Origin of the sequence: Methylosinus sp. PW1 (genome assembly GCF_000745215.1) — a bacterium.
GTDB lineage: Bacteria > Pseudomonadota > Alphaproteobacteria > Rhizobiales > Beijerinckiaceae > Methylosinus.
This window is the reverse complement of record NZ_JQNK01000004.1, coordinates 153,498-165,887: the sequence shown is the minus strand read 5'-3', so window position 1 is coordinate 165,887 and position 12,390 is coordinate 153,498. Positions and strand designations below refer to the sequence as shown.

Genomic DNA, 12,390 nt, shown 5'->3' with positions numbered 1-12,390 from the left:
GCGCGAAAGCCGAGAGGAAGGAAGATGCGGCGGCGCCGCTGCTCGGGCTCAGGAGAAAAGGGGCGGCGCGCGGGGCGACCAGGAACTCGCCCAGCCGCTCGGCCGGCCGCTGCGCTTGTCGACCGGGGGCCTAACGCCGCCGCGCGGCGCGTCGAAAGCCGGCGACCCGGCGAGAGAGGCGTGGAGGAGGTCGAACGCCGGCGGCGGCGCATCGCAGTTGCGGTCGCAGGCGCCAAAGAGCAGACAACAGGGCGGCTCATCGTGGCCGGGGGCGCGCCGATGAGCGTCCGACTTCTGCGCGACGCAAGCGACGGAAAGCGTCGATGCGCCGAGCTCCGGCGTCGTCGAATGCGGCGACCTGCCGCCGCCGATCGCGGCGAAGGCCTGGAGGGCGAAACAGAGCGCCGCCAAGCTCATGAAAAGCCAACGGAGCCTTTTCGCCAATCCCTTCGTGTGAGTTTCAGCCGCCGTCATGGCGCCGAGCCTCCGCATCTCGATTTGTCGCCGCCGATCGAGTCTACGCCGATCGATTCCGTGAAAATACGGACCGATCCTCCCCTTAGTCTCACATATCGAGAGGCGGCGCCAAAGATTGGCTCACTGTATCATCCGAGCAACAGAGCGGCGGCCGACCGACGGCGCCCGCCATTGATTTATCGTAAAGTATCCGTCAGATCGACGCGGCTTCGGCCTCGGCGTCCCGGGCCGGCCGCGAGCTGCAGCGTGACCTGATCCGATCGGCTATGCTCACGCTATATAGATACTCTGCTCGGGAGCAAATTCGGATGATCGCGAGATCAGAAGGCGCTCTTCGAGAAAATTTTCCCTATAAGAAGGGTGAGATCATGCGTATTCTCCTCGTCGAGGACGAGCCGGAGATGGGGCGACTGGTCGCCTCGCTCGTCGCGGAAGCCCAATTCATCGTCGATCGCAGCGGCTCGCTCGAGGAGACGATCGAAGCCGCGACGAGGGCCGACTATGGTCTTATTCTTCTCGACCGGCGCCTGCCCGACGGCGACGGTCTGTCGATCGTCGCCGATTTGCGCAGGCTGCGGCCCGGCGTGCGGATCATAATGTTGACGGCGCTGGACTCGCTGGACGACACGATTTGCGGGCTCGACGCGGGGGCGGACGACTATCTCGCCAAGCCGTTCCGCGGCCCGGAGCTGATGGCGCGGATCCGGGCCTGCCTGAGGCGTCCTGGAGCCGAGCCGCAGCCTTCGCTCGCCGTCGCCAATCTCGCCCTGGACCTCGCCAGTCGCGAGGTGACGATCGGCGGCCGACCCGTCGGCTTGCATCGGCGCGAGCTCGCGCTGCTCGAAGCGCTGATGCGGCGCGCCGATCGTGTCATAGCGCGTGAAGCCTTGCTGGATGAGGTTTACGGCCTCGACGCCGAAATCCAGCCGCATACGCTCGACACGCTCGTCTGGCGATTGCGCAAGCGGCTCGAATCCTTCGGCGCCGGCGTCACGATTCATCTCGCGCGCGGCATCGGCTATATGCTGACGGAAGCCGCGCGATGAGCGGAGGCCCTTCGCTGGCGTTGCGGGCGGCCGCCTATCTCTTGGCCGCGCAGCTCGTCGCGGTCGGCGCGGGATGGATCTGCGCGCTCGTTCTCGGCCTCTTCGGGCTGGAGGATTTTGCGACCTCGCTCGATGAGATCGCCTATCCACGCACGCGCGAGCTGATCATGGCGTCTATCGAACGCGGCGCAGACGGGGCGCTGCGAGTCGAGCCCACACAGGCGCTGCTCGCCGAATTGGCGCATAATCCGAAGCTGAAATATGCGGTGTTCGAGCCGCTCGAGATGCGGCCCGCCCGCGGCTCTTCGCCCGAGCTCGTGACGGCATTGACGAGCCTTCGCGCTCTACATCCGAGCTGGGTTCATTTCTCGCTGGACCCGGATCGGCGCGGCCGACCGACCGGTTATCTCCAATCGCGAGAGACGCCCTACGGCCCCGTGTCGATCGGCGTCCACGGCTTCGCATTTCGTTGGCCGGACATATTTGTATCGATGTTCTACGACGCCAAATGGATGAGCGCCTATTTCGGCCCCGCCATGCTCTTTTCCATTTTGACGAGCTGGTTCGCCGTGCGCCGCGGGCTCGCCCCGCTGCGCGACATCGCCGCCGAGGCCGCGCGGATCGACATGGACACGCTCGAGCAACGTCTTCCCGCCGCAACGACGCCCGCGGAAGTCCGGCCGCTGGTCGTCGCCTTCAATCAGGCGCTGGAGCGTCTCGACGCCGGAGCCGCGCGGCTGCGCCGTTTCACCGCCAACGCCGCTCATGAATTGCGCACCCCTGTCGCGATTTTGACCGCGCGCCTCGACGCTCCGAAGCAGCCGAGCTTTCTCCTCGATCTGCAAGGCGACGCGCACCGCATTCGCAATATCGTCGAGCAATTGCTGGCGACGACCCGCCTGTCGGACAGCCCTGCCCGCTCGACAGAAGAGGTCGATCTCGTGGCCTCGAGCCGGCGCGTCGCCGCCGATGCGCTGCTGCTCGCCGTTCAGAATGGTCGCCAGATCGAATTCGATGCTCCCAATTCCGCTGTCTTTGTCAGCGGAAATCGCGCGGCCCTCGAGTCCGTTCTCTCCAATCTCGTCGACAATGCGCTACGCGCCGAGCCCGAAGGCGGATCTGTGATCGTCCGTGTCGGCGCCGACGCCATGGTCGAGGTCATCGACCATGGCGAAGGAATCGCGGAAGCGGATCGCGAGCTCATTTTCGAGCCGTTCTGGCGCAAGAGCGAGACGCCGCCAGGAACGGGTCTCGGCCTGACGATCGCGAGAGAGCTGATGACGCGCCTCGGCGGCCAAATCATCGTCGGCGACACCGAAGGCGGAGGAGCGACGTTCAAGCTCTCTTTTCGGCGGCTGCCGCAAGAGTGAGATGCGGCAAATCGCACGTCCGAGATATCGATGAAGGCCTCGCGCCTCGATACGTTCGATAGCGACGCGCGATCCTTTGATTTCCGTCGCGCCGATCATCGCTCCGCATCATCGCAATGCCCGGCGTGATCGCGTCGGCTCTCATTGCGTCTCCCGCGCGCAGACCGCGTCGATGATGGAGACTGCCGCGTCGATTTCGCCTTCCTCGACCGTCAGCGGAGGAAATAGGCCGAGGAACGATCCCATGGCGCGGGTGAGGAGCCCGCGCTCGGCCAGCAACGCGCGCATCGGCTCCGCCTCTCCCGGACACGCCAGGCCCTGCATCAGGCCGATGCCGCTCAGCGCCGTGAACGCCCCGCGGCGCTTGTAGAACAGCTCCGTGAGCCGGTCTTCGAGACGCCAGCCTCGATTCTGCACGCGTTCCAGAAAGCCGGGAGCCGCCAGCATATCCATAAGAGCGCGCCCGCTCACGAGCGTCGACCGATCGACGAGAGGCGGGTGGCCCGGCGCTCCACGCGCCAATCTCTGGGTGACAACCAGCGCCGCCAGCGGCGACGCCTTCGCCGGCCGATGGAGGGCGACCATCACATCCGGGGTCACGCCGGTCCATTCATGCGCCCACAGCATGCCCGAGCGCCCGAAGCCGCAAGAACTTTCGTCGTAAGCGAGGACGAGCCCATATTCGTCCGCGGTCTCGCGCAGTCGCGCGAGCTGCCCTCCCGGAACGATTTCGAAACCGGATTTCGTCCTCACCGGAGCGATCAGCATTCCAGCCGTCCGACTGTCGATTTCCGTGGCCAATGCGCCCGGATCGTCGGTTTGGAGCAGCACGACATCGCCATCGGCTTCCAAGCCGGGGGGCAAGCCCGCCGCTCCGTCCGAGGCTCCGACGCAGACGATGAGCCGGCGTCGCTTTGGGCGGCCGACGATCCGATGGTGACGCCGCATCGTCTCGACTGCGTAGCGCCATGCCTCCGCCTCGGACTGAAACAAGAAGACGCGATCGCCAAAAGACAGTGGCGTGATCTGAGCGCAGAGCGCGTCGGAGAGCTCGGCCGCCTCCTGAGCCTCTTCCGATAGCTCCGCCGATCCAGCGAAATCGTCCGGCGAGGCGCCGGAAAAGTCGAGCGGAGTCGCCGCCGCAGGCCCGTCGCTGGCGAGGACAGGCTCGATTTGCTCGTTTGGCTCGTTGGCCGGATCTGACGATGCGCCTGACATGTTCCGCTGTTCGAGAGGCAAGGCTGCGCGTTTGCGAGGCGTCGCGCCCGGCTCCAGTCGTGATTCCGCAAGCAAGGATGGAGCCACAGGCCCCGTCGCCGTCCGGCCGGGCCGTGAAGCCCGACTGCCGCCGCTTCTCGCTCGCTTCGCAAAATGATTGTCGCGAGCCCCTTTGGACCGAGCGAGAAGAAGACCGTCTTTCGGGCTGGCGATCTCATCGCGCGAGCGCCGCCGCCTTTCCCCAGAGGACGGTCTCCAATGGGCTTGCGCCGCCGGCGTCGCCGCACCAAAGTGCGGCGAAAGGAAGCTGCGTCATGTCCAACCGTCACTTTGCTATCCTCGCCGCGGCCCTCGCCACGATCGGCTCCCTCGGGATCGCGCACGCGGAGCCGGTCGGCTCTGTGGTCGCGGCGCGCGGGGAGGCCGCGCTGGAGCGGGCCGATGGGCGTTCGCCGGCGGAGGCGGGCGCGGCCGTCCTGCTGAACGATCGCGCCACCACCGGCGAGGCGTCGCGGCTCGATCTCAAGCTCGGCGCGGCGACGCGCCTGCGGCTCGGCGCCAATGCGGTGCTGAAAGTCGACAAATTCGTCGGGAAATTATCCGCCCGGACCACTCTGGAAGAGGGGGCCGTGCTGATCGACCGCGCCAACGGGGCCGAAAAAAGCTTCGACCTCGAGACGCCCTACGGGCTTTTGTCGGCGCGCGGCACGGTGTTTTTCGCCGGCCCCAGCCGAGGGGTTTTCGGCGTTTTCGTCCAGAAAGGCGCCGTCGACGTCGTCACCCGGTCGGGCTCCGTGCGGCTGACGGCGGGAGAAGGCGTCGATTTCCCGCCGCCTCGCGTGGTCTTCCTTCCCGGTCTGCTCGACGCTGAGCCCTCGGAGCCGAGCCCGGTGACGAAATGGGGGGCGAAGCGCATCGAGGAGGCGCTGGAGTCCGTCCGCTGACGCGGCGCGTCACTCCCCGGCGAGCGTGAAGATCATCGTGTCCTCTGGCAGGCCTTTGAGCCGCAGCATGCCGAGCGGCGCCAAATCGCGCCGCGCCGCCGCCGCCGCGCCCGGTCCGATGCAGATTTGCGAATCGAACTGCTTGTTCGCCTGCTCCAGCCGCGCCGCGACGATCACCGCGTCGCCATAGGCGGTGTAGTTCAATCGGCGCGCGCCGCCGACATCGCCGACGATCGCCGGCCCCGTCTCGACGCCGACGCGCGTGCGCCCGAAGCCGGCCTGCGCCGCCAGCGGCTCTTTGCGGAAGCTCTCCGAAAATTCGACGATCGCCGCGGCGCAGTCGATGGCGGCGTCGACATGATCGGCGCGCTCCAGCGGCACGTTGAAAAAGGCGTGAATGGCGTCGCCGGCCACGCCGTCCACCATGCCGCCATGATCGGTGACGATGCGCTCCAGCCCGCCGAGATAGACGTCGAGCAGAGCGATGAGGTCGCGGGGCGCGAGGCGTTGCGTCATGGGGGTGAAATTTTCGATATCGGTGAAGAGCGCCGTGACGATGCGCATCTCGCCCTCGCGCCGCAGACGCTCGGGATGGGCGATGATCTCGCGCACGACGTCGACAGAAAGATATTGCTCGAATTTGCGCGAGATGAACGCCTTCATCTGGCGCGTGCGGGCGAAGGCCGCCGCCGCGGCCATATTGCCGGAGAGCAGGACGATGAGCGGAGGTCCGGCGGGATCGAGGACGATATTCTGAAAGATAAGCGCCGTCGCGGCGACGACGATCCAGAGCGCCGACAGAGCCGACTGCAGGGCGAAGGCCGTCATGGGGCCGACCCGCGCGGCGACGGCGGCAGCGGCGGCGGCGAGGACGAGGGCCGCGCCGACTTCCATCGCGACCGCGTGCTTCGGGCGCAACGGAGCTATTCCGGCGAGGAGCTGCTCCGCCGCTTCGGCGTGGATCTGCACGCTGGGGGTCAGCGGGCCGAGCGGGGTCGGACGCAGCGCTCCCGCCTGCGGCGCGCTGGCGCCGATGATGACCAATTGTCCCGCGAACCGCTCGGGCGCGAGGCGCCCTTCGAGAAGGTCGGCGGCCGAGATCGTGCGCTGCGCCCAATGGGCGGGATGGGACCAGCGCAGGCGCAGCGCGCCGCCCTCGCCCAAAGGCGCGCGGCGCGCCCCGATCTCGAGCCGACCGCCTTCGACAGAGAGCATGGCGACATTTTCGGCGACGCGGGTCGCCTCCAGCGCGAGGCCGGGAACGAGCCGATCGCCGACGGAGAACAGCAGCGGCGCTCGGCGCACCACCCCGCCCTCCTCGCCGAACAGCGACGATACGCCGAGACCCAGAGCCTCGGCCGCGAGCGGCTCGTGCGGAGCGATTACGCCGGAGATGGGACGCGCATATTTCAGGCTGGACGGCTCTTGGACCTCCACGAAATTGAACGCGGCCGGCGGCGCCGCGCCGCCCGCCAGCGCCGCCAGAATTGTCTGGCCGCGCTCGAGCGTCTCGCCGAATTCGTGATCTGGATCCGGCGCCTGCGCGAGAATCGGCGCGAGCTCGGCGCGCAATTTCGGATCGGACACGCCCTCGATATGAGCGCGCAGGGAATGCCGATCGGATCTGTCGAAGAAAATGTCGAAAGCGAGCGCCGCGGGACGTCCGTCGAGAATGCGCGCCGCGAGCCGCGCCATGTCGTCGCGCGGAAGCGGCCAGCCGCCGGCGCGGGCGACGCTCGCCGAGTCGATATCGACGACCAGCACGCCGGCGCGCCCTGTCTCGCGCGGGGCGACCCGCTGTAGCGCGTCGATCGCGCGCTCGCGCAGCACGCTCGCGAATCCGTGGAGATCCCTGGCCGAGAGAGCTGCGAAGATCAGAGCGCCGACGCCGCCGACGACGGCCGGCGCCGTGAGAAGGCGTTTGAGCTGGCGTCGCCGGTCGATCATGCGATGCGGGCCTTTGGCGCCGGCCGAGGAGAGAGCGCGCGCCGACGCCTTGTGCTACAGCGCTGGCGCTAGGGTCAATCCGGCGCGCGGCGCGATCTCAGGCCGCCGCTCCGCAGCATTTTTTGTATTTTTTGCCCGATCCGCAAGAACAAGGGTCATTGCGTCCCGGCCTCGGCTGCCGGACGACCGGCGCGCTCTTGCGGCCCTCGCCCTCGACGAAATACCAGCGCTGATCGGCTTCGTCGAAGCGAAACAGGGATTTCTCCCGATGCGTGAGACGCAGGCCTTCCGAAATATAATGCGCGGTGAATTCCACATGGCCGGTGGCGTCGCCGGGCTGGCCCGCCTCCGTCGCTTCTATATCGAGGCCGAGCCATTGCGATTTTTTCGACCAATCGGTGGCCGCCGCGCGGTGGAAGCTGGCCCGACGCTCGGGCGCGAGAGTAGTCTCCAGATAATCGATGCGGCCGAGAACATAGGCCGTGTAGCGCGAGCGCATCAGCGCCTCGGCGGTCGGCGCGGGCGTCGCCCCTTCGACATGAGGACCGCAGCAAGCGGAGAGAGACGCCGGCTCGGCGTCCTGGGCGCGGCAGGGACAGGGCTGATCGGTCATTCGGGACGGCTCATTCTTTTGCTCGGGCGCGGTCCGATCGACGGAGCGCGCGTCCATGAGAGAACGCTGCCGATTGGATCGAAAAGCGCTCCAGAAGGGGAATCTTCGAGCAGTAAGCAGCCTGTGTCCCGAGGTTCAACTGTTTTTTTCAGCGCCGGAATTCGCATGTCGCGGAATAATATGCGCCGATCGCATCCGGCGGCGACGCCAGCACGCTACCACCACCAAACCCGTCTGTTGCATTTTCGCCCCGACGCCCTATATCTCGTAAATCGAGTTTCGGCCGAACGAACGAGCTTTCCCGCCTTTTGGCGCGTCGGCGTGCGACTTTCCTCCCAGAGCTTCGATCTCATGCGACCGCGAGACCGCGGCCGCCAGACTTCCTCTCGAGGGATAAGGAAAACGCATGCAAACCGGCATTGTGAAGTGGTTCGACTCGCAGAAGGGCTTCGGCTTCATCCAGCCGGACTCCGGCAGCGCGGATGTTTTCGTCCACATCAGCGCGGTGGAGCGCGCAGGGCTTCGCGGCCTCGCGGAAAGCCAGAAGATTTCTTACGAGACCGTCATCGACAAGCGCAGCGGCAAATCTTCGGCCGACCAGCTGCAGGTCGCCTGAAGCCCGAATTCTCGACCAAGAGGAGAAGGCCGTGGCGAAAGCCGAACTTGGCGCAAAGCGCCGATGCCTGAGCTGTGGCGCCGCGTTTTTCGATCTCAATCGCGAGCCGATCACCTGTCCGAAATGCGCGGCGATCTTCCAAGTCGTGGAGCTGCCGCGCTCGCTTCCGCGGAGGGCTCCGTATCGCTCCATGGCCGGCGACGCGCGCATCGGCGACCAGCCTTCGAGCGACGCCATCTCATCGACTGAGACGGAAGCCGAGGAGGAAACGGAGACCGAGGAAGAGGTGGACGAAGACGCGGAAGCCGACGACAGCGTCCCGCCGCCGATCGACGACGACGACAAGATCGAGGAGATCGACGACCTCCTCTAGAACGCTATTCTCCGTTAGAACGCTATTCTCCGTCCGATCGGAAGCGCCATCTAGCGGGACGCGCGCGAAGCAAATAATATTGCTTCGACCGAAGCTCGCTTCGGCGGCCCCGACCTTCCAACGAGCCGATGGCTCGACGAGACCCGTTCGAGCGCGTATCTCTCGCTTACTCTCCGCATCGCCCACTCGCCAGGCAAGCTCACCCGTGACCTTCCCGAACGCCCGCGCCCCGCTCGCCAAAGCCTTGGCGGAGCGCAATTACAATTCGCCCACGCCGGTTCAAGCGGCGGTGCTGTCCGCCGAAGCGCAAGACGGAGACATTCTCGTTTCCGCTCAGACCGGATCGGGAAAGACGGTCGCCTATGGCTTGGCCATCGCCTCGACGCTTCTCGGCGCGGCGGATCGCCTGCCGGAGCCGCGCGCGCCCCTCGCGCTCGTCGTCGCGCCGACGCGCGAACTCGCCTTGCAGGTAGAGCGCGAGCTGGGCTGGCTCTACGAGCATGCGGGGGCGCAAATCGTCGCTTGCGTCGGCGGCATGGATGCGCGCCTCGAGCGCCGCAAATTGACCGAGGGCGCCCATATAGTGGTGGGAACGCCCGGGCGTTTGCGCGATCACATAGAGCGCGGCGGGCTGGACACGACCCACATCGTCGCGGCCATTCTCGACGAAGCCGACGAGATGCTCGATCTGGGCTTTCGCGAGGATCTTGAGTTCATTCTCGAGGCGACGCCGCAGGATCGGCGCACGCTGCTCTTCTCCGCCACAATGCCCAAGGGCATTGCGGCTCTGGCCAAGCGTTATCAGCGCGACGCGCGGCGGATCGACGTGGCGCGCGGGGAGCGCGGTCACGGCGACATCGACTATCGCGCGGTTCGCGTCGCGCCGAAGGAGACGGAACTCGCGACCGTCAATCTCTTGCGCTATTTCGAGGCGCCGACGGCGATCGTGTTCTGCAACACGCGCGAATCTGTTCGTCATCTGCACGCAACTCTGCTCGAGCGTGGATTTGCGGCCGTGCTGCTGTCGGGCGAGCTCGGCCAGCACGAGCGCAATCACTCCATGCAGGCGCTTCGCGACGGGCGGGCGCGCGTCTGCATCGCCACCGACGTCGCGGCGCGCGGCATCGACTTGCCCAATCTCGATCTCGTCATTCACGCCGATCTGCCGCATGATGCGGAAGCGCTGCAGCACCGCAGCGGTCGCACCGGGCGCGCCGGGCGCAAGGGCGTCAGCGCGCTGCTGATTCCCTCGGCGAGACGCCAGCGCGCCGAGCGGCTGCTGCGCGACGCCGGCGTTCACGCATTTTGGAGCGGACCGCCCTCCGCCGAGGAGATCGACGAGCTCGATCGCAAGCGCATGATGCGCGATCCGCTGCTGGCGGAGCCACCGAGCGAGGAGGATTTCGAGGCGGCGAAGCTGCTTCTCGCGGAGCGATCGCCCGAGCTGCTCGGCGCCATGCTCGTTCGGCTCTACCGTGCGCGGCTTCCCGCGACCGAGGCCGTCTTCGACCCCGGGCAGGAGCCGGAGCGTCGGGAGCCCCGCGAGTCTCGGGAGCCCCGGGAGTCTCGGGATCGAGAGCCCCGCCCCTCCCGGGCGGCAGGCGCGCGGCCCGCCAAGGAGCCGCGTCCGTCCCGCCTGCCCGGCGGCGCGGTCTGGTTTCGTCTCGACATCGGCCGAGCGAAGAACGCCGATCCGAAATGGCTGCTGCCCATGCTCTGTCGCAAGGGAAATCTTACGCGGCAAGACATTGGCGCGATCCAGATCTTCGAGCATGAGACGCAGGTCGAGATCGCCGAGCCGGCGGCCGCGCAATTCGTCGTCGACATGCGCCGGCCGGGCGGCGACAATATCCGCGTGGAACGTCTCGACGGCTATTCCGAGCCGAGACACGTCAAGCCGCCGCGCAGAGACGCCCCGCCGAAGCACAAGCAGAAGCCGCGGCGGGAAAAGCAGCCGCGGGGCTGACGGCTTCGGCGTCTTTGCTCTGACAGTGCGCCACATGTCGACGCCCGTCCATCGATAGCCGCCGCACCCACGGCGCAAATATTGTCGTGACATTCGTCGCCGCGCAGCGGCCGCAGGCTGCTCATCGTCGGCGCTCCCCCAGGGCGACGCGCGCGCAGAAAATTTGTTTGGCGCCTTCGTCCAGCCTCGCACGTCTTTGTCAGCAGGAATGCGTACGCCGACGGAATGGTCCGTCGTCGCGGGGGCGCCGATGGGGTGCACGATGTCCAAATCGTCAGATGCGTTTGCGAGCAGCCGCGCGCCGTCGACCGCGCCGACCGACCCGGAATTTTCGAATGCGAGCGTGCAGCTCGTCGATCGCCCTTCGGACGGCGAATTCCCGAGTTCCGGCGCCGAGGACCTCCATGCCGCATATCCGCTCTACAGCGCGTTCGGCAATCGCTATCTCGCGCGCCAGGCCGATATCGAATCCAATGCGAGGACCTATCCGCGAAGCCTGCCGATCGCCCTCAGAGCTGGCCGCGGCGTCATCGTGGAGGATACGGAAGGACGTGAATACATCGACTGTCTCGCGGGAGCGGGCGCCTTGGCTCTCGGCCACAATCATCCGGTTGTCGTCGAATCCATCCGCGCGACCTTGGCGGAGGAGGCGCCGTTCCAGACGCTCGATCTGCCGACGCCGCTGAAGGATCGGTTCATCCGCGAGCTGTTCGACAGTCTTCCGCCGACATTCGCGGAAGACTTCAAAATACAATTTTGCGGCCCCTCCGGCGCGGATGCGATCGAGGCGGCTCTCAAGCTCGTCAAGACCGCGACCGGGCGGCGCGGCGTCGCATCGTTCCAGGGCGCCTATCATGGAATGACCCATGCGACCCTCGGCGTCACCGGCGAACCGACTCCGCGAAGATCCGTCGGCGGTCTCGGCGGCGAGGTCCAATTTCTTCCCTACCCTTCCGATTATCGCTGTCCCTTCGGACTCGGCGGGGAGGCCGGCTCGGACATTGGCGCGCGCTATATCGAGAATCTCTTCGAGGATCCGAACAGCGGCGTGCTGCCGCCCGCCGGCATGATACTCGAGGTCGTTCAAGGAGAGGGCGGCGTAAATCCGGCGCCGGACGACTGGCTGCGCAAGATTCGCGACATCACCAAGCGCCGCGGCATTCCTCTCATTCTCGACGAGGTGCAAACAGGTCTCGGGCGCACCGGACGCATGTATGCATGCGAGCATGCCGGCGTGACTCCGGATGTGCTCGTGCTGTCGAAAGCGATCGGCGGCGGCCTTCCGCTATCGGTCGTCGTCTATCATCGCGATCTGGATATATGGAAGGCCGGCGCGCATGCCGGGACGTTTCGCGGCAATCAGCTCGCCTTCGCATCGGGCGCCGCGACGATCCGCCATATCATGCGCGAAAGGCTCGACCTCAATGCGGAGACGATGGGCGCGCGTCTTCGGCGCGGACTGGCGTCGATCGCCGAAGACGCATCCTGCATCGCCGACATTCGCGGACGAGGCCTCATGGTCGGCGTGGAGATCGTCGACGACCGCGCGCCGGATGGAGCGACGCGGCCGGCGGCTCCGGAGACGGCGCGAAAAATCCAATATGAGTGTCTGCGTCGAGGTCTCATTCTCGAGCTCGGCGGCCGCTTCGCGTCGGTTGTGCGCCTCCTGCCGCCCCTCATCGTCAGCGACAGCGACATAGGCGCCATTCTCGACAGATTCGAAGCGGCGTTGAAAGCCGTCGAACGAGGCTACACTTCCGCTGCGAGTCGCTGAATGCGCGTGCGGAACAATTCGGCTCGACGCAACGGGTGGTCGTCGT

Annotated in this window: 11 protein-coding genes; 7 read left to right on the top strand and 4 right to left on the bottom strand. The window is 66.6% G+C overall.

The window, feature by feature from the left end:
- Positions 1–48 precede the first annotated feature (48 nt).
- Entirely contained in the window at positions 49–474 is a 426-nt protein-coding gene (locus K369_RS04090) for a hypothetical protein (protein WP_156967682.1), read from the bottom strand.
- Positions 475–845: 371 nt separating this feature from the next.
- Between K369_RS04090 and K369_RS04085 the strand changes: the two genes are divergently transcribed.
- Complete coding sequence (locus K369_RS04085; RefSeq protein WP_036288229.1) at positions 846–1,523, top strand: response regulator transcription factor; 678 nt, start codon at positions 846–848, stop codon at positions 1,521–1,523.
- Positions 1,520–2,893: a HAMP domain-containing sensor histidine kinase gene (locus K369_RS04080; protein WP_036288124.1), complete on the top strand. Its 1,374-nt coding sequence runs from the start codon at positions 1,520–1,522 to the stop codon at positions 2,891–2,893. The genes K369_RS04085 and K369_RS04080 overlap by 4 nt, the downstream gene beginning before the upstream one ends.
- A gap of 141 nt (positions 2,894–3,034) precedes the next feature.
- On the opposite strand, the gene K369_RS04075 is transcribed toward K369_RS04080, so the two are convergent.
- Complete coding sequence (locus K369_RS04075) at positions 3,035–4,111, bottom strand: aminotransferase class III-fold pyridoxal phosphate-dependent enzyme (protein WP_036288121.1); 1,077 nt, start codon at positions 4,109–4,111, stop codon at positions 3,035–3,037.
- A 314-nt stretch (positions 4,112–4,425) separates the two neighbouring features.
- Here K369_RS04075 and K369_RS04070 point away from each other — a divergent pair, with 314 nt between their 5' ends.
- Positions 4,426–5,055 (top strand): FecR domain-containing protein, encoded by a 630-nt coding sequence (locus K369_RS04070; RefSeq protein ID WP_051948979.1) that lies wholly within the window; start codon positions 4,426–4,428, stop codon positions 5,053–5,055.
- A gap of 9 nt (positions 5,056–5,064) precedes the next feature.
- Here the strand turns inward: K369_RS04070 and K369_RS04065 are convergent, their stop codons facing one another.
- The gene (locus tag K369_RS04065; RefSeq protein WP_036288115.1) at positions 5,065–7,002 is read right to left on the bottom strand and encodes a CHASE2 domain-containing protein; all 1,938 of its coding nucleotides are present in this window, start codon (positions 7,000–7,002) and stop codon (positions 5,065–5,067) included.
- Between the two features lie 97 nt (positions 7,003–7,099).
- Positions 7,100–7,615, bottom strand: coding sequence for a YchJ family protein (locus K369_RS04060; RefSeq protein ID WP_036288224.1), 516 nt, complete (start codon positions 7,613–7,615; stop codon positions 7,100–7,102).
- A 406-nt stretch (positions 7,616–8,021) separates the two neighbouring features.
- On the opposite strand from K369_RS04060, the gene K369_RS04055 reads away from it, so the two are divergent.
- The 4 genes from K369_RS04055 (at position 8,022) to K369_RS04040 (ending at position 12,344) form a co-directional block, all read left to right on the top strand.
- Complete coding sequence (locus tag K369_RS04055) at positions 8,022–8,231, top strand: cold-shock protein (protein ID WP_036288113.1); 210 nt, start codon at positions 8,022–8,024, stop codon at positions 8,229–8,231.
- 31 nt (positions 8,232–8,262) lie between these two features.
- On the top strand, positions 8,263–8,604 hold the full coding sequence (locus K369_RS04050) for a TIGR02300 family protein (RefSeq protein ID WP_036288111.1): 342 nt from the start codon (positions 8,263–8,265) through the stop codon (positions 8,602–8,604).
- Positions 8,605–8,809: 205 nt separating this feature from the next.
- Positions 8,810–10,570: a DEAD/DEAH box helicase gene (locus tag K369_RS04045; protein WP_036288108.1), complete on the top strand. Its 1,761-nt coding sequence runs from the start codon at positions 8,810–8,812 to the stop codon at positions 10,568–10,570.
- Between the two features lie 262 nt (positions 10,571–10,832).
- Positions 10,833–12,344 (top strand): diaminobutyrate--2-oxoglutarate transaminase, encoded by a 1,512-nt coding sequence (locus K369_RS04040; RefSeq protein WP_036288105.1) that lies wholly within the window; start codon positions 10,833–10,835, stop codon positions 12,342–12,344.
- Positions 12,345–12,390 lie beyond the last annotated feature (46 nt).

Coding starts and splice junctions, on each gene's coding strand:
- K369_RS04090 (WP_156967682.1), bottom strand. CDS start 474: ATGACGGCGGCTGAAACTCACACGAAGGGATTGGCGAAAAGGCTCCGT.
- K369_RS04085 (WP_036288229.1), top strand. CDS start 846: ATGCGTATTCTCCTCGTCGAGGACGAGCCGGAGATGGGGCGACTGGTC.
- K369_RS04080 (WP_036288124.1), top strand. CDS start 1,520: ATGAGCGGAGGCCCTTCGCTGGCGTTGCGGGCGGCCGCCTATCTCTTG.
- K369_RS04075 (WP_036288121.1), bottom strand. CDS start 4,111: ATGTCAGGCGCATCGTCAGATCCGGCCAACGAGCCAAACGAGCAAATC.
- K369_RS04070 (WP_051948979.1), top strand. CDS start 4,426: ATGTCCAACCGTCACTTTGCTATCCTCGCCGCGGCCCTCGCCACGATC.
- K369_RS04065 (WP_036288115.1), bottom strand. CDS start 7,002: ATGATCGACCGGCGACGCCAGCTCAAACGCCTTCTCACGGCGCCGGCC.
- K369_RS04060 (WP_036288224.1), bottom strand. CDS start 7,615: ATGACCGATCAGCCCTGTCCCTGCCGCGCCCAGGACGCCGAGCCGGCG.
- K369_RS04055 (WP_036288113.1), top strand. CDS start 8,022: ATGCAAACCGGCATTGTGAAGTGGTTCGACTCGCAGAAGGGCTTCGGC.
- K369_RS04040 (WP_036288105.1), top strand. CDS start 10,833: ATGTCCAAATCGTCAGATGCGTTTGCGAGCAGCCGCGCGCCGTCGACC.